This is a genomic window from Blastomonas sp. UPD001, assembly GCF_003426715.1.
Classification (GTDB): Bacteria; Pseudomonadota; Alphaproteobacteria; order Sphingomonadales; family Sphingomonadaceae; genus Blastomonas.
Map to the genome: position 1 here is coordinate 3,145,807 of NZ_QKVT01000001.1, position 15,508 is coordinate 3,161,314.

Sequence of the window (15,508 nt, forward strand, 5' to 3'; positions counted from 1 at the left end):
CGCGACGCTGCCGAGCCGACGCATGTCGTGCATGTCCGCCGCGCGCTCGTCTTTGCCGAGCCCTCGATCAAGACGCCGATGGTGGCGGCCCTTCCGATGGGATCGCGTTTTGCGGCCGAGGGCGCGAGCGAATGCGGCAAGTTCCTCAAGGTGGCGCAAGGCTGGATGTCGGTGCGCCATGCACTGGCGCTCGATGCGTTGACCTGCGATCCGGTCGATCGCGCGTTGCAGCTTGTCGGTGCGCCCTATCTGTGGGGCGGGCGCGGCGGCGATGCGCTCGACTGTTCGGGTCTGGTGCAGCTGGTGCTGATGCTGGCAGGCCATGCCGCCCCGCGCGACAGCGATCAGCAGATGGCCGCGCTCGGTCGCGCGCTGGGCGATGACGAGCCGCTTCAGCGCGGCGATCTGGTCTTCTTCCCCGGCCATGTCGGGATCATGGCGGATGGCGACACGCTGGTGCACGCCAATGCCTTCTGGATGCAGGTGGTCGCCGAGCCGTTGGCCGATGTGATCGCCCGCTTCCCCGAAACCACGCCGCAGCCGGTTCTGGCGCGCAAGAGGATCGGCTGATGCTCAAACTGTTCATCGACGGCGCCGCCGGGACCACGGGGCTCGAAATCGCCGAGCGCATGGCGGGGCGCGGCGAGTTCCGCCTGATCACCCTGTCCGACGCCGACCGCAAGAGCGTGTCCGCGCGCGCGGCTGCCATCCAGGACGCCGATTTCGTCATCCTGTGCCTGCCCGATGCCGCCGCGCGCGAAGCGGTGGCGCTGGGCGAGGGCGCCGACACGCGCTTCATCGATGCCTCAAGCGCGCACCGCGTCGCCGACGGCTGGACCTATGGCTTTGCCGAATTGCGCAAGGGCCAGCGCGAGGCGATTGCGAGCGCCCGGCTGGTGAGCAATCCCGGCTGCTACCCGACCGGCTTTCTTGCGCTGGTCGCGCCCTTGGTGGCGGAGGATCTGCTGCCCGCCGATCATGGCTTCATCGTCAATGCGGTGAGCGGCTATTCGGGCGGCGGCAAGGATCTGATCCAGCGGATGCAGGTCGATGCACCCGAGATCGGTTTCCGCGCCTATGCCCTCGGTCTTGAGCACAAGCACCTGCCCGAGATGCAGGTGCATGCCGGGCTCAGCCGCGCGCCGATCTTCGCACCGGCGGTCGTCCGCGCGTTTCGGGGCATGCTGGTCGATGTGCCGCTGTTCCTCGATCCGGAACTCGGCTTTGCCGATGCGCGCTCGCTGCATGCGGCGCTCGCCGATCATTATTCGGGCGCGCCGCTGGTGACGGTCGCGCCGGTCGATGCGGTGCCGGGCGAGCTGCTGGTGAGCGAGGGCGATGCGCCGTCCGACCGACTGTCGCTTTACGTGCTGCCCAGCGCCGATGGATCGCAGGTGCGGCTGGTCGCGATGCTCGACAATCTGGGCAAGGGAGCGAGCGGAGCTGCGGTGCAGAATCTCAATATCATGGCCGGGCTCGACGAACTGGCGGGCCTTCGCGCCTAAAGGTTCGGCAGCAGCGCATCGGGCTTGCGCGCGCGCTTGGCGGCGTAGAGCGCCTGGTCGGCACGCAGGAACATCGCCTCTGCGTCATAGGTAAACGCGTTTTCGGCAATGGCGATGCCATGGCTCGCGCCGATGGTCAGCAACCGTCCGTTCCAGAAGAACGGCGTGCGCAGCAGCGCGATCGCCTCCTTCACCCGCCGGCCGATGCGCGGCAGATGGCGGTCGCTCGGCAGCAGCACCGCGAATTCGTCGCCACCGATCCGCGCGGTCATCAGCGCATCGGGCAAGGCCTGGCGCAGTCGCTGGCCGAATTGCGCGAGACACGCGTCGCCCGCGATATGGCCGTGCCGATCGTTGACCTGCTTGAACCCGTCGACATCGATCAGCACCAGCGCCCCCAGCGGGCGCAGACCGGGGTTGCGCGCGCTGCTGTCGAGAAAGTGCGTCTGGAACGCGGCGCGATTGGCGAGCCCGGTCAGTCCGTCGGTTTCGGCGGCGATGCGCAGCTTCTCCTGCTCGCGCCGCTGCTCGGTAATGTCGCGCTTGGTCCCGGCGAGCCGTACCGGCCTGCCGCCCTCCTGCTCGACTTCGGCGACGATCCGGACCCAGCGATCGGAGCCATCGAGCCGGGTGATCCGGGCATCGAGCGTGAAACTGCCCGCAGCCTCGATCGCGTGCGAGCGCAAGGCATCGAGCGCCTCGCGCGAAGCCGGATCGTAAAGTTCGACGACGTCGCCGCGATGAAAGCCGCGCTGCGGCAGGCCGAACAGTTCGTAGACGCCATGCGTCCAGCTCAGCCGCTCGGTCCTGAGGTCGCATTCGAACAGGCCGATCCCGGCGCGGCCAAGGCGGCGCAGCATCCGGGCAGGATCGGGCGCGAAGACCGGGGTGTCGGCCAGATCAGGCGCGACGCTATCGGACCAGGCATCATCGCCCAGCCGCCCAAAGTCCTGATGAAAACCGTCCATGATCGCGCCCGCGCCGCTCCCGCGAATTGAGCAATCAAGGTTAATCGGTGCAGGTTAATCGCCCGTTACCGACAGGACGAACCGAAAGACGATCAGAAAAACGCCTGAATACCCGTCTGCGCGCGGCCCAGGATCAGCGCATGCACATCATGCGCGCCTTCATAAGTATTCACCGTTTCCAGATTCACCATGTGGCGCATCACCTGATATTCTTCGCTGATGCCATTGCCGCCGTGCATGTCGCGCGCCATGCGGGCAATGTCGAGCGCCTTGCCGCAATTGTTGCGCTTGACGATCGAGATCATCTCGGGCGCGAACCGGCCTTCGTCCATCAGCCGTCCGACGCGCAAGCTCGCCTGCAGGCCCAGCGCAATCTCGGTCTGCATGTCGGCGAGCTTCTTCTGGAACAGCTGCGTCGCGGCGAGCGGCTTGCCGAACTGCACGCGATCAAGGCCATATTGGCGCGCGGCGTGCCAGCAGAATTCGGCCGCGCCTATCGCGCCCCAGGAAATGCCGTAGCGCGCGCGGTTGAGGCAGCCGAACGGGCCCTTCAGCCCCTCGACATTGGGCAGCAACGCGTCCTCGCCGACCTCGACCTCATCCATCTGGATCATGCCGGTGGTCGAGGCGCGCAAGCTGAGCTTGCCCTTGATCTTGGGAGCGTTGAGGCCCTTCATCCCCTTTTCGAGGATGAAGCCGCGGATCGCGCCGCCATGCGCGTCGGACTTGGCCCAGATCACGAACACATCGGCAAACGGGCTGTTCGAGATCCAGGTCTTCGCGCCCGAGATGACATAGCCGCCATCGACCTTTTTCGCGCGCGTCTTCATGCCCGCCGGGTCCGATCCCGCATCGGGTTCGGTGAGGCCGAAACAGCCGATCAGCGTGCCCGAGGTGAGGCCGGGCAGATATTTGCGGCGCTGTTCATCGCTGCCATAGGTGTTGATCGGGTGGATGACGAGCGAGCTCTGCACCGACATCATCGAGCGGTAGCCGCTGTCGACGCGCTCGACCTCGCGCGCGATCAGGCCATAGGCGACATAGCTCGCCTCCGCGCCGCCGAATTCCTCGGAAATGGTGGCGCCGAGCAGGCCGGCCTCGCCCATCATCGGGAACAGTTCGGGCGCGTCGATCTCCTCGCGATACGCATCGATCACGCGCGGCTGCAGCACATCCTGCGCGAAGCCGCGCGCGCTCGCCTGGATCAGCCGCTCCTCCTCGGTCAGCTGCTCGTCGAGCAGAAAGGGGTCGTCCCAGGTGAACGGGATGGTTTCGGCCTTGCGGATGGTGTCGTGCTTCATGGCGCGAAGGTCTAGCGCAGCTTGGGTCCCGCTCCAACCGGATTTTGCGCAGCACGGTTGACGTAGACGTAAAGCCGCTGCGACGAACCGGTGTCCGCTTTCGGCACAGCGATTGCGTTAACCATCAATTGCCATGGGCAATGGTTAAAAATGCGTTAACTCCTGAGCCATGCAGCGGCTTCAATTTCTTCGCACCCCGGCTCAGCCCCATAGCTTCCGCTCGGCGCTGTCGCCTCGCATCCTCGCAGCGACCCCGGTCGACGAGCCCGAGGTGCTGGCCAGGCGCAAGCGTGCGCAGCGCAACGAGGAAATCCGGCTTTTCTTTCTGAGCTTTACCGCATTCTTTGTTGCGATCAGCTCGTTCATCTGGTGAGCGAATCGAGAAAGCGCTTCGCGTCGCTGCGGATCGCTTGCTTGTCCTTGTCGGGCCGCTTGGCCCAGTTGCGATAGGGCATGGCGAGCCGCTGGTTCTTGCCCAGCGCCTCCTCGTTGCGGTCGAGAAAATCCCAGTAGAGCAGGTTGAACGGGCAGGCCTTCGCTCCTGTCTTGGCCTTCACGTCATAACGGCAATGCTGGCAGTAATCGGACATCGAATTGATGTAATTGCCGCTCGAGGCATAGGGCTTGCTGGCGAGCAGGCCGCCATCGGCAAACTGGCTCATCCCCAGCGTGTTGGGCAGTTCGACCCATTCATAGGCATCGGCGTACACTTCCAGATACCATAGATGCACCGCGTGCGGATCGATGCCGGCGATCAGCGCGAAATTGCCGGTGATCATCAGCCGCTGGATATGGTGCGCATAGGCATGGTCCATCGTCTGGCCGATCGCCTGTTTCAGGCAGTGCATGTCGGTCTGGCCGTCATAATAGAAGCCGGGCAGGGGCCGCTTGGCATCGAGCGCGTTGCGCTGCGCATAATCGGGGCCCTCGCGCCAATAGATGCCGCGCACATATTCGCGCCAGCCGATGATCTGGCGGATGAAGCCCTCGGCCGCGTTGAGCGGGGCCTTGCCGTCGCGATACGCCTTTTCGACCGCGCGGCACAGATCGAGCGGATTGAGTAGCCCGCAATTGAGATAGGGCGAGAGGATCGAGTGCCACAGGAACGGCTGGTCGGTCAGCATCGCATCCTGATAGTCGCCGAAGCATGCCAGCGCGTGCCCGATGAAATGCGCCTGCTGCCTGGCCGCGTCTTCGGCGGTGGTTGCGAAGGCGAAATGGTCGAGGCTGCCGGGATGGTTGCCGAAGCGTCGGGCGACGAGATCGAGCACGTCGCGCGTGATCGCGTCGGGCTTGAACTTGAGCGGCTGCGGGATCAGCAGCGGCTCGTTCGGAGGCGGCTTGCGGTTCTCGCTGTCGTAATTCCATTCGCCGCCCTCGGGCTTGCCGTCTTCGTCGAGCAGCAGCCCGGTCTTGCGGCGTATCTCGCGATAGAAGAATTCCATGCGCAGCTGCTTGCGGCCTTCGGCCCAGGCGTCGAATTCCTCGTGCGTGCAGACGAAACGGTCGTCCTCGCGCAGTTCGACGGCCACGTCGAACCGGTCGGCCCATTCCTCCATCGCCGCACGCACCCGCCATTCGCCGGGCACTGTCGCGATGATTCGATCCGGCGCATGCCGCTCGATCGCGCGCGCCAGCTCGCCGGTGAACGACCCGGCATTGTCGGCATCGTCGAGCTTCACATAATCGACCGTCCAGCCGGCCTTGCGCAGCGCCTCGGCATGGTGGCGCATCGCGGACAGGATGAAGGCGATCTTGGCCTTGTGGTGGCGGACATAGGTCGTCTCTTCATCCACCTCCATCATCAGCAGCACCGCCCGTTTCTGCTCGACGCCTTCGAGCGCCGAGAGGTCGTGGCTGAGCTGATCGCCCAGGATCGGGATGAGGATGGTCATGCGGGGCCCCTGATGAAAGAGCCTTTCATGATGGGGAGGCCGGGCCGTCAATCAATGCTCGCAGGACACTATGATTTGCAGCGTCACGGGCGTAACGCTGATCGGGCCGGCGCGGATGCCGGCCGAGGACCAATGCCATGCCGAATTCCGCCCCGCATGCCATCCACGAGCCCAGCGCCATGGTCGCCGCGCTGCGGGGGCTGCGCAACCATTGCCCGCGCTGCGACCACAAGCCGCTATTCGCACGCTATCTGAAGCCCGTCGAGCGCTGCGCCTGTTGCGGGCAGGACTGGACGCTGCACCAGGCCGACGACTTTCCCGCCTATATCGCGATCTTCATCAGCGGCCATCTGCTCGCGCCGGTGCTGATCGCTGCGGGCAGCCGCGAGCTGCTGCCGATGGGGTGGCTGGCGCTGATCGCGGTGGTCGGGGCGTTGCTGCTCACGATCGTGATGCTGCAACCGGCCAAGGGCGCGGTGATCGCGCTGCAATATCACTGGAAGATGCACGGCTTCGATCCCGCATCGCGCGAGGCCGATCCGCGTAGCGATTAGGCCTTCAGATCTTCTTCCAGATCTGCGACTTGCACAGCAGGCCGCCCAGGATACAGCCGCTGATCTTGATCCGTCGGCTGTCGAGCTGCACGATCCGCGAATAATAGGTATCGCCCAGATCGGGTACGAAGACATGGCCCTTCCAGTGCCCGGGCTTGGTGAGGCGATAGTCGCGCAAAAGGCTGGTTCCGATCAGGTTCGGCGTTCCCCCGGCAGCGGCGTCCTTCTTGGCAAGATCGCTCGCCCAGCTGACCTTGCCGCACAGATTGTCGCCGCAGGGCTGGGTAACCACCCGGACATCGCCGGTCGGGTTTTCCCAGGTGCCATGGATCGGTTCGGCCCTGGCAGGCTGCAAGCCCAGGCCCGCTGCGATGAAACCCATTGCTCCCCAAGCGAGACCGCGCGCCCGCAACTGCCCCAGATGCATGATACGACCCTTTGCAACCCTGTTCCCGACGCGTCCCTATTGGGCGACAGCCCCGCACCGGAAAGACGATTAGGGCATGATCGGAGTTCCAAGTCGAGCAGCATTTCCCTCGGTTCGGCGCGTTACGCCCTGCCGCCGCGCGATTTCCTTCATCCAATCCTTACCAATATCGGTTAGAATCCCCGCGTCATGACCCGGCCCTCGTCCACCCTGTCCGATCCCTGTCCGCCCAGCGCAGTCAGCCATGGCGCGGGACTGGTCGGGCTGGTCGGGTTGTTCGCCTGGGTCATGCTCGCGCGGCATTTCGGCTGGAACGGGCCCAATGCGGCGCTCGTCTGCTGTGTCGCGACGGGCCTGCCGATGGTGCTCTGGTCGATCCTCGTCGACAAGGTGCACCGGCGTCCCAGCACCGGCATCGATTGGAGCCGGAAGCGCGCGGTCAAGGATGTGCTCGACACGAGCACCGTCAAGCTCACCGGCCTGTGGATGACCTGGTCGCTGATCGCGGCGATCTATGCCACCGCGCGCTGGTACTGGACGGGCAACTATCAGTTCTCGATGGTCGTGTTCATCTATGCCTCGCCCTTCCTGTTCTTCCTCTCCATCCCCTATGTCATCTGGATCGACCGCTATCTGAAGGAGCCGCGCGACGGCGCGTGGCATTTCGGCGCGATGATCTCGGGTCAGCCGGGTTGGGACAGGGAGCAGATCTGGCACCATCTGCGCGCCTGGGCGGTGAAGGGCTTTTTCCTCGCCTTCATGCTGTCGATCGTGCCGGGTGGCTATGCCGATATCGTCAACGCCGATGTCGCCGAGATCGCGACCAATCCCGTGTGGATCGCCAACTGGCTGATCATCGCGATGTTCCTGGTCGACGTGCAGTTCGCGACCGTCGGCTATGTGCTGACGTTCAAGCCGCTCGATTCGCACATCCGCACCGCGAACCCCTATATGGCGGGCTGGGCCGCAGCACTGATCTGCTATCCTCCGTTCATCCTGATGGGCGACAATGGTCCGCTCAACTATCATGTCGCGACCGCAGACTGGGCCTACTGGTTCGAAGGGCACGCGGGCCTGCTCGCGGTCTGGGGCATCTGGCTGGTGTTCCTCACCGGAATCTATGCCTGGGCAACCGTGGCGTTCGGCATCCGCTTTTCCAATCTCACCCATCGCGGCATCCTGACGCACGGACCGTATCGCTGGACCAAGCATCCCGCCTATTTGTCGAAGAACGCCTTCTGGTGGTTTTCCACCATGCCGTTTCTGGTGACCAGCGGATCGTGGGCGGATGCGCTGCGCAATACCGTCCTCCTCGCCGCTGTCTCGGGCGTCTATTACTGGCGCGCGCGGACCGAGGAGCGGCATCTGATGGCGGATCCGGATTATGCCGCCTATGCCGCCTGGATGGATCGCCACGGCCCGGTGCCGCGCGCGATCGCATGGGCCACTGGTCGGCGCGAAAGAGCTGATTCGCTCGTCCAGCCGGCCGAGTGACAGCCCGCCGCCTGTTGCGAATCGTTACGCGGCAGAGCGCCCCTCACCGTCGATGAAGCGCGCTTCCTGTGCGCTGCGGCACAATCCTTTGTCGCAGCTTGGGGCTATTTTTCGCCTCGCGGAAATTCACAAAAGCTGGTCGCCCGCGCGTTACCCACACCCAACAGGGAGAAGTACGATGGACCAGTTCACACCCACGCGCCGTTCGATCCTGGGCACCACCGGCGGTGCGATGCTCTCTGCCGCCGCCATCGGCGTGCTTGGCGGCGTCAGCACCAGCGCCTTCGCGCAGGGCAAGAAGAAGAGCGCCAGCCAGGGCGATGTCGATATCCTCAACGTCGCGCTCGGTCTGGAGCATGAGGCGATCGCCGCCTATTCGATCGGCGCGGGCAGCGGGCTGCTCGCCAAGCCGGTACTCGACGCAGCCGTGATCTTCCAGGGCCATCACAAGGGCCATCGCGATGCGCTGATCAAGGCGATCACCGATATGGGCGGCAAGCCCGTCGCGGCCAAGACCGACGCCGAATATGCCGCCGCGCTGAATGTCGCGGCGACGGTGAAATCGCAGAACGATGTGCTCAAGCTGGCGCAGAAGCTCGAGAAAGGCGCGGCCAATGCCTATATCGGTGTGATCCCGTCGTTCAGCAACAACGACCTGAGGCAGATTTCGGCGCGGCTCGCTGCCGACGAAGCCTCGCACTGGGCGACGCTGAGCTTCGTGCTGGGCGAAGCCCCGCCCGCCGCGCCGCTGATCTTCGGCTGACAACCCCGTTTGCGCGAACGGCGCGGATGGAGCATCCGTCCGCGCCGTTCGGCCTATCATGAGGAACAGGTGTTCGATGAGGGACTTCAAGGGCAGATCGGCCTTGGCCATGGGCCTCAGCTTCGTGCTGGCGGTGATCGCCGGGACCAGCGCGATCATGGCGACCGCATCGGGCGCGACGCCCGCTCCGCCCGCTGGCGACGCAACGCGCGGCGCGCAGGTCTATGAGGACAATTGCACCGGCTGCCATTCGCTCGATGCCAACCGCGTCGGCCCGGCGCATCGCGGCGTCTTCGGCCGCAAGGCCGGCAGCGCGCCCGGCTTTGCCTATTCGCCCGCGCTCAAGAAGGCCAAGTTCGCCTGGGACGCGGCCAGGCTCGACAAGTGGCTCACCAATCCGCAGGGCTTCGTGCCCGGTGCGAAAATGGGCTTCCGCCTGTCCGACGCGCAGAAGCGCGCCGACGTGATCGCCTATCTGAAAAAGGAAAGCGGCAAGTAACCTCTGGGGCCGTGCCCGCCGAAATATTCCCAGGCGCCCCCTTTCGCGGGGACGCCTAAAGAGGCATATTGAGGGAATGGACCGCTTCAAAGACAGCATGGACAGGTTCTTCGGCCATTCGGCCACCACCCAGGGCATCACGGTGCGGGTGGCGGTGAGCTTTCTGCCCGACCGTTCGCGTGCCGACAGCGCCCGCTGGTTCTGGTCCTATCACATCCGCATCGAGAATCATTCGGACCAGGCGGTGCAGCTGCTCACCCGCCACTGGGTGATCACCGATGGCCGCGGCGGCGTGCACCAGGTCGATGGCGAGGGCGTGGTCGGCGAACAGCCGGTGATCCAGCCGGGCAAGGCGCATGACTATGTCTCGGGCTGTCCGCTCAACACCCCGACCGGGCGGATGGAGGGCGTGTACCGCATGCTGCGCGACGACGGGCAAATGATCGCGGTGGAAATCCCGCGTTTTCCTCTGGTCGCCCCGGCGGTTGCCGATTAATCCCCTTTTCCCATGAAGCGTACCCATCTTCCGCTCAACGGCCTGCGCGTGCTCGACGCCGCCGCCCGGCATCTGAGCTTTACCCGCGCCGCCGACGAACTGGCGGTGACGCCTGCCGCCGTCGGCCAGCAGATCCGTGCGCTCGAGGAAATGCTCGGCGTCGTGCTGTTCCGTCGCACGCCCAAGGGGCTTGAGCTGACCGATGAGGCGGGCGCCGGGCTCGACGCGCTGCGCAGCGGCTTCCTGCAGTTCGAGGAGGCAGTGCGCGCGATGCAGCAGGGCCAGTCGAGCTTTCGCCTGACGATCGCGGTGCCGCGCGACTTTGCCGCCAAATGGCTGCACCACCGGCTGATCGGCTATGCCGCCGCCAATCCCGAAATCCGCTACACGCTCGTTTCGGGCGACAGCGATATCGATTTTACCGAAGCCAATCTCGATTGCGCGATCCGCCTTGCCGATGGGCCGGCGGAGCTCGAGGGGGCGCAGATCGGTCCGGCGCAGTTTGTCACCGTTTCCGCGCCCGGTTATGACGGCGACCGGCGGATCGAATGGCCCGGATGCCAGCGCGGCGCCGGCGAGGACGAGGCCGACGATTCGACCGTGATGCAGGTCGCCGATGCCGGGCTGGGGCTCGATGCGGCGATTGCGGGCTTCGGCATCGTCACCGTGCCCTGGCTGCTCGCCGAGCGCGATCTGACCGAAGGCCGACTGGTGGCGCTGGGCGAGGTGCGCGAATCGCGCCGCGCCTTTTGGGTCGTGGCGCCGACCCCGCAATGGCGGCAGAAGAAGGTCAAGGCGCTGGTCGCCGCGCTGACCGCGGCATGAGCGGCCTTCCCGTCCTGCAGAGCGACCGGCTGACGCTGCGCCAGGTGCGCGTCAGCGATGCCGAGGCGCTGTTCGAGATCCTGTCCGACGACGCGCTGATGACCTGGTGGGCGTTCGGGCCGCACCGCTCGGTGGAAGAGACGCGCACGATGCTGGAGCCCGTCGCGGGCGACGATGCCAGCTGGCGCAGCTGGGCGATCACCCGCACCGGCGAGGATGTCGCGCTCGGCTGGGTCAACGCGCACCAGCGCCGCGCCAATGTCAGCGAGATCGGCTATATCCTCGCGCGCCCGGCCTGGGGCCAGGGCATCGCGCGCGAAGCGGTCGGGCTTGTGCTCGACCAGCTGTTCCTCGCCGAAGGCCAGCGCCGCGTCTTCGCCGATACCGACCCCGACAACCGCTTTTCGATCGGCCTGCTGGAGAAGATGGGTTTTCAACTCGAGGGCCATCTGCGCGCCGAATGGGAAACGCATATCGGCGTGCGCGATACGCTGTTGTTCGGGCTGCTCAGGGACGAGTGGCTGGCGGTCCGGCAAGCTGATCGAGCAGCCGCGCCATCAGCGTGACGAAGCCCGGCTGGTCGATGTCCGCCGCCGGATTGTTGGCCAGCGCGCTGACAAGGTAGCGCTCGCCGGTCTTGCTCCCCAGCACAAAACTCATCCCCATGATCCCCGGCTCGGACCCGCCCTTGTAGCCGAGATACGCCCAGCGCTGCGCATTGACCGGCGGAATGCCAGGATTGATCTTGAGGATCGCGCGGGTGACCGGATCGCCCTCGCGCTCCAGCATCGCCAGCAGCCGCGTGATATCGGCCGGGCCGGCGAACCATTCGATCGTATCGATCTGGTTCGGCCCGCCGGTATAGACCGACAGGTCGAGATTCTTCAGCCGCAGCGCATCGCCTGCTTCGGCCAACAGCCTGGTCTGCGCGGCATCGTCCGCAGCGAGGAAGCGGTAGCGCAAGGGGGCATTGGCGGGCATCTTGAGCCCGGTCACCGCTTGCGTCGACAGCAGCGGGATCATGTCCGACGGGCGCTCGTGGCCGCTCGCCCTGACGATCGCGGCGAGCCTTTTCTGCCCGATCGCCGCGATCAGCGAGTCGGTGGCGCTATTGTCGCTGATCGAGATCATCAGCGTCGCGAGCGTCTGCAGCGTCATCGGTGCATTGTCGGGCCAGTCCTGCGTGATGCCCGAGGGGTGCGATTTCTGCGCGAGCGGCAGAACGTCGCTCCACTGGCGCTCGCCGGCACGCACCGCCCGGTCGATCTCGGCGAGAACATAGAGCTTGAACACCGAGGCGATGGCGAAGCGTTCCTCGGCGTTGCGGGCGACCAGGGTTTGTGCGCCCGTGTCGGTCAGCTTCTGCACGATCAGGCCGGTGCGCCCGGGCAGCGCCGCGAAGTCTGCCGCCACCTGGTCGAGGCTGTCGCCCTCGGTGCGCGTACCGGTGATGAACAGGCCCGATAGCCTGCCCTCCAGCATGCCGATGGTGAAGGTGACGATCGCCTTGTCGAAGCGGATATCGACGCTCGCCGAGCGCGCGTCCATCGAGCGGACGGCGACCACCGCCTGCGGCTCGCCATGCTGCGCCTTGAGCCCGGCAATCACCTGCGAGATGGGCTGATACAACCGGGCAAAGTGCCAGCATCAACCCTATGACCGTATTCCGGCGAAAGCCGGAATCCACGGCGATGTTGCGCCATCCCGCTCTGGGCTCCGGCTTTCGCCGGAGAACGGTGATGAGCTTCGAGAACAGTCCGGAGCGCCAAAGACCCGCGTCACCCCCGCGAAGGCGGGGGTCCCGCTTGAACTCGATGGCAGGACAGAAAAGCGGGATTCCCGCGTTCGCGGGAATGACGGACGGAGCGTGACCGGGCTTACGCGTCGATCGCTTCACGATCGACCTGCGCGGCGTGGTTCTGGATGAAGTTGAACCGGTGCTCCGGGTTCTTGCCCATCAGTTCGCCGACCAGTTCCTTGACTGCCGCATATTGCTCATAGGCCGGCGGCAGCGTCACGCGCAGCAGCGAGCGGCTGGCGCGATTCATCGTCGTTTCGCGCAGCTGGCCGGGGTTCATCTCGCCCAGCCCCTTGAAGCGGCTGACCTCGACCTTCTTGCCCTTCAGGATCGTGGCTTCGAGCTCGGCGCGGTGCGCATCGTCGCGCGCGTACCAGCTCTTGGCGCCGACCACGAGCCGGTAGAGCGGCGGCTGGGCGAGATACAGATGCCCCGCCTTCACGATCTCGGCCATTTCCTGGAAGAAGAAGGTCATCAGCAGCGTCGCGATATGCGCGCCGTCGACATCGGCATCGGTCATGATGATGATGCGGTCGTAGCGCAGGTTCGCCGGGTCACAATGCTTGCCGGTGCCGCAACCCAATGCCAGCGCCAGATCGGCGATTTCCTGGTTCGCCAGGATCTTGGCGCTGTTCGCCGAGGCGACGTTCAGGATCTTGCCGCGGATCGGCAGGATCGCCTGGGTCTTGCGGTCGCGCGCCTGTTTGGCCGATCCGCCCGCGCTGTCGCCCTCGACGATGAAGATCTCGGTCTCCGCGCCCTCCACCCCGGTGCCGTCATTGCTGCAATCGGTGAGCTTGCCCGGCAGCCGCAGCTTGCGTGCGCTGGTCGCGGTCTTGCGCTTGACCTCGCGCTCGGCCTTGCGCTTCAAGCGCTCGTCCATCCGTTCGAGCACCAGCCCGAGCAGCGCCTTGCCGCGCTCCATATTGTCGGTGAGAAAATGATCGACATGGTCGCGGATCGCGGCTTCCACCAGCCGCGCCGCCTCGGGCGAGGTCAGCCGGTCCTTGGTCTGGCTCTGGAATTGCGGATCGCGGATGAACACCGAGAGCATCAGCTCGCTGCCGGTCATCACGTCTTCAGCGGTCAGCTGCGCCGCCTTCTTGTTGCCGATCAGTTCGCCGAAACCGCGCAGTCCTTTCAAAATCGCCGCGCGCAGGCCCGCTTCGTGCGTGCCGCCATCGGGCGTCGGGATGGTGTTGCAGTAATAGGAATAGCTGCCGTCGGACCAGAGCGGCCAGGCGACCGCCCATTCGACCCGGCCCTTGCCCTCGGGAAAATCCTGGCGGCCCGCGAAGAAATCGGATGTCGCGCATTCGCGGTTGCCCAGCTGCTCGCGCAGGTGATCGGCCAGCCCGCCGGGGAACTGGAACACCGCTTCCTGCGGCACCTTGTCGTCGGCCAGCTCGGGGTCGCATTTCCAGCGGATCTCGACGCCGGCATAGAGATAGGCCTTGGACCGGGCGAGCGCGAACAGCCGCGCGGGCTTGAACTTCGCCCCTTGCCCAAAAATCTCCTCGTCGGGCACGAAGCCGATCGTGGTGCCGCGCCGGTTGGGTGCCGCGCCGACCTTTTCCAGCGGGCCGAGCGGCGCACCGCGCGAGAAGCGCTGCGCGTACAGTTCCTTGTTGCGCGCGACCTCGACCAGCAATTCGGTCGACAGCGCGTTGACCACAGAGACGCCGACGCCATGCAGACCGCCGCTGGTGGCATAGGCCTTGTTCGAGAACTTGCCGCCCGAATGCAGCGTGGTGAGAATCACCTCGAGCGCGGACTTGCCGGGATATTTGGGATGCGGATCGACCGGAATTCCGCGCCCGTTGTCGCTGATCGTCAGATGGTTGCCTGCGCGCAGGCTCACCTCGATCCGCGAGGCATGGCCCGCCACCGCCTCGTCCATGCTGTTGTCGAGCACTTCGGCGGCAAGATGATGCAGCGCGCGCTCGTCGGTGCCGCCGATATACATTCCCGGCCTGCGCCGCACGGGCTCCAGCCCCTCCAACACCTCGATCGCCGAGGCGTCATAGGTTTCGGTCATGGCGGAGGCTTTGGCGAACAGATCGTCGGACATGGCATTGCTATAGGGCCGCCCGGGCCGGAACATCAAGCGCGCTGACGTGGCGATCCCACAATGCGATCGGGTCATTAAATTGCGTTAATGTAATGGCGCTCCGGCTCCAGTCCAAAAAACAATGCTATTGTAGCGGAAAAATATGGCTGGTCGCACTTCATGTATTGTCGAAGACACTGAGAGGAGTGATGCTATGCTATATCCGGGAATTCCCGTCCGCCAGGGCGGGGGAGCGTCCGATGTCGTCAGGGCCATTCAGCAGAAACTGGCCGATTTGCGAATTCCCGAAAGCAGCGGAGGCAAGGCGCTGGAGGCCGACGGCATCTTCGGCCCCAGCACCGAGGACGCGGTCAAGCTGTTCCAGGCGCAGGCGGTCGATCCCAAGGGGCGCGCTCTGGAAATCGACGGCGTGGTGGGGCCGATGACCTGGGCGGCGCTGTTCCGTACCGAGATTGCGGTCGCCAAGCCCGAATCGGGCACGCTGCTCGCCAGGGTGATCCAGATCGCCAGATCGCAGGTCGGCGTGATGGAAGACCCGATCGGAAGCAATCGCGGCCCCGAGGTTGACCAGTATGTGGCATCGACGGGGCTCAGGCCCGAAGGCGAGCATGCCTGGTGCGTCTGCTTCCTCTACTGGTGCTTCATGCAGGCTGCCGACGCGGAAGACAGGCCCAACCCGATGCCGCGAACCGCGGGCGTGCTCGATCTGTGGCGACGCGCGGGCGATCGGGGATTGCTGCGGGTCGGCCGCTCGGCCGCCGTCGCCAACCCGGCAAGCGTTCGCCCGGGGATGATCTTCATCATCGACAGCGGCGGCGGCTTTGGCCATGCCGGTCTGGTCAGAAGCGTCCAGGGCGTGACGCTGACGACCATCGAGGGCAACACCACCGACAAGACCGGATCGCGCGAGGG

Annotated in this window: 17 protein-coding genes; 11 read left to right on the forward strand and 6 right to left on the reverse strand. The window is 65.4% G+C overall.

Annotated elements, in window-relative coordinates:
- Together DM995_RS15960 and argC are read left to right on the forward strand one after the other, a co-directional pair.
- On the forward strand, window positions 1–570 hold a 570-nt coding region (locus DM995_RS15960), incomplete at its 5' end, for a C40 family peptidase (RefSeq protein WP_198669389.1).
- Window positions 567–1,505 carry an N-acetyl-gamma-glutamyl-phosphate reductase gene (gene argC, locus DM995_RS15965; RefSeq protein ID WP_116970064.1) on the forward strand — a complete coding sequence of 313 codons (939 nt, stop codon included), beginning with the start codon at window positions 567–569 and terminating at the stop codon, window positions 1,503–1,505. The genes DM995_RS15960 and argC, both read left to right, overlap by 4 nt.
- On the opposite strand, the gene DM995_RS15970 is transcribed toward argC, so the two are convergent.
- A complete protein-coding gene (locus tag DM995_RS15970; protein WP_116970065.1) occupies window positions 1,502–2,473 on the reverse strand; it encodes a GGDEF domain-containing protein in 972 nt (323 codons plus the stop codon). The two genes, argC and DM995_RS15970, sit on opposite strands and share 4 nt — an antisense overlap.
- A gap of 92 nt (window positions 2,474–2,565) precedes the next feature.
- Window positions 2,566–3,774 (reverse strand): acyl-CoA dehydrogenase, encoded by a 1,209-nt coding sequence (locus tag DM995_RS15975; RefSeq protein WP_116970066.1) that lies wholly within the window; start codon window positions 3,772–3,774, stop codon window positions 2,566–2,568.
- A 169-nt stretch (window positions 3,775–3,943) separates the two neighbouring features.
- On the opposite strand from DM995_RS15975, the gene DM995_RS22470 reads away from it, so the two are divergent.
- Window positions 3,944–4,147 carry a hypothetical protein gene (locus DM995_RS22470; protein ID WP_023838153.1) on the forward strand — a complete coding sequence of 68 codons (204 nt, stop codon included), beginning with the start codon at window positions 3,944–3,946 and terminating at the stop codon, window positions 4,145–4,147.
- Here the strand turns inward: DM995_RS22470 and DM995_RS15985 are convergent.
- Entirely contained in the window at window positions 4,137–5,669 is a 1,533-nt protein-coding gene (locus DM995_RS15985; protein ID WP_116970067.1) for a cryptochrome/photolyase family protein, read from the reverse strand. The genes DM995_RS22470 and DM995_RS15985 overlap by 11 nt on opposite strands.
- 137 nt (window positions 5,670–5,806) lie before the next feature.
- On the opposite strand from DM995_RS15985, the gene DM995_RS15990 reads away from it, so the two are divergent.
- Complete coding sequence (locus tag DM995_RS15990; protein ID WP_116970068.1) at window positions 5,807–6,223, forward strand: DUF983 domain-containing protein; 417 nt, start codon at window positions 5,807–5,809, stop codon at window positions 6,221–6,223.
- 4 nt (window positions 6,224–6,227) lie between these two features.
- On the opposite strand, the gene DM995_RS15995 is transcribed toward DM995_RS15990, so the two are convergent.
- Window positions 6,228–6,605, reverse strand: a complete 378-nt coding sequence (locus DM995_RS15995; RefSeq protein ID WP_116970069.1) for a DUF2147 domain-containing protein — start codon at window positions 6,603–6,605, stop codon at window positions 6,228–6,230.
- Between the two features lie 234 nt (window positions 6,606–6,839).
- Here DM995_RS15995 and DM995_RS16000 point away from each other — a divergent pair, with 234 nt between their 5' ends.
- The 6 genes from DM995_RS16000 (at window position 6,840) to DM995_RS16025 (ending at window position 11,293) form a co-directional block, all read left to right on the forward strand.
- Window positions 6,840–8,144, forward strand: coding sequence for a methyltransferase family protein (locus DM995_RS16000; RefSeq protein WP_116970070.1), 1,305 nt, complete (start codon window positions 6,840–6,842; stop codon window positions 8,142–8,144).
- Between the two features lie 178 nt (window positions 8,145–8,322).
- Window positions 8,323–8,907 carry a ferritin-like domain-containing protein gene (locus DM995_RS16005; RefSeq protein WP_023838149.1) on the forward strand — a complete coding sequence of 195 codons (585 nt, stop codon included), beginning with the start codon at window positions 8,323–8,325 and terminating at the stop codon, window positions 8,905–8,907.
- A gap of 76 nt (window positions 8,908–8,983) precedes the next feature.
- Entirely contained in the window at window positions 8,984–9,406 is a 423-nt protein-coding gene (locus DM995_RS16010) for a c-type cytochrome (RefSeq protein ID WP_023838148.1), read from the forward strand.
- Window positions 9,407–9,503: 97 nt separating this feature from the next.
- A complete protein-coding gene (gene apaG / locus DM995_RS16015; protein WP_031318126.1) occupies window positions 9,504–9,902 on the forward strand; it encodes a Co2+/Mg2+ efflux facilitator ApaG/CorD in 399 nt (132 codons plus the stop codon).
- Between the two features lie 12 nt (window positions 9,903–9,914).
- Window positions 9,915–10,727, forward strand: coding sequence for a LysR family transcriptional regulator (locus tag DM995_RS16020; protein ID WP_023838146.1), 813 nt, complete (start codon window positions 9,915–9,917; stop codon window positions 10,725–10,727).
- The gene (locus tag DM995_RS16025) at window positions 10,724–11,293 is read left to right on the forward strand and encodes a GNAT family N-acetyltransferase (protein ID WP_023838145.1); all 570 of its coding nucleotides are present in this window, start codon (window positions 10,724–10,726) and stop codon (window positions 11,291–11,293) included. The genes DM995_RS16020 and DM995_RS16025 overlap by 4 nt, the downstream gene beginning before the upstream one ends.
- Here the strand turns inward: DM995_RS16025 and DM995_RS16030 are convergent.
- Together DM995_RS16030 and parE are read right to left on the reverse strand one after the other, a co-directional pair.
- Window positions 11,235–12,356 (reverse strand): serine hydrolase, encoded by a 1,122-nt coding sequence (locus tag DM995_RS16030; RefSeq protein WP_116970071.1) that lies wholly within the window; start codon window positions 12,354–12,356, stop codon window positions 11,235–11,237. The two genes, DM995_RS16025 and DM995_RS16030, sit on opposite strands and share 59 nt — an antisense overlap.
- Window positions 12,357–12,604: 248 nt before the next feature.
- Window positions 12,605–14,596, reverse strand: coding sequence for a DNA topoisomerase IV subunit B (gene parE / locus DM995_RS16035; protein ID WP_116970514.1), 1,992 nt, complete (start codon window positions 14,594–14,596; stop codon window positions 12,605–12,607).
- A gap of 193 nt (window positions 14,597–14,789) precedes the next feature.
- On the opposite strand from parE, the gene DM995_RS16040 reads away from it, so the two are divergent.
- Window positions 14,790–15,508 (forward strand): peptidoglycan-binding protein (locus tag DM995_RS16040; protein ID WP_198669390.1); only part of this gene is annotated, 719 nt, incomplete at its 3' end.

Excerpts from the sequence above, each read along its gene's own strand:
- DM995_RS15970 (WP_116970065.1), bottom strand. The coding sequence starts at position 2,473 with ATGGACGGTTTTCATCAGGACTTTGGGCGGCTGGGCGATGATGCCTGG.
- DM995_RS15975 (WP_116970066.1), bottom strand. The coding sequence starts at position 3,774 with ATGAAGCACGACACCATCCGCAAGGCCGAAACCATCCCGTTCACCTGG.
- DM995_RS22470 (WP_023838153.1), top strand. The coding sequence starts at position 3,944 with ATGCAGCGGCTTCAATTTCTTCGCACCCCGGCTCAGCCCCATAGCTTC.
- DM995_RS15985 (WP_116970067.1), bottom strand. The coding sequence starts at position 5,669 with ATGACCATCCTCATCCCGATCCTGGGCGATCAGCTCAGCCACGACCTC.
- DM995_RS15990 (WP_116970068.1), top strand. The coding sequence starts at position 5,807 with ATGCCGAATTCCGCCCCGCATGCCATCCACGAGCCCAGCGCCATGGTC.
- DM995_RS15995 (WP_116970069.1), bottom strand. The coding sequence starts at position 6,605 with ATGGGTTTCATCGCAGCGGGCCTGGGCTTGCAGCCTGCCAGGGCCGAA.
- DM995_RS16000 (WP_116970070.1), top strand. The coding sequence starts at position 6,840 with ATGACCCGGCCCTCGTCCACCCTGTCCGATCCCTGTCCGCCCAGCGCA.
- DM995_RS16005 (WP_023838149.1), top strand. The coding sequence starts at position 8,323 with ATGGACCAGTTCACACCCACGCGCCGTTCGATCCTGGGCACCACCGGC.
- DM995_RS16010 (WP_023838148.1), top strand. The coding sequence starts at position 8,984 with ATGAGGGACTTCAAGGGCAGATCGGCCTTGGCCATGGGCCTCAGCTTC.
- apaG (WP_031318126.1), top strand. The coding sequence starts at position 9,504 with ATGGACAGGTTCTTCGGCCATTCGGCCACCACCCAGGGCATCACGGTG.
- DM995_RS16020 (WP_023838146.1), top strand. The coding sequence starts at position 9,915 with ATGAAGCGTACCCATCTTCCGCTCAACGGCCTGCGCGTGCTCGACGCC.
- DM995_RS16025 (WP_023838145.1), top strand. The coding sequence starts at position 10,724 with ATGAGCGGCCTTCCCGTCCTGCAGAGCGACCGGCTGACGCTGCGCCAG.
- parE (WP_116970514.1), bottom strand. The coding sequence starts at position 14,596 with ATGTCCGACGATCTGTTCGCCAAAGCCTCCGCCATGACCGAAACCTAT.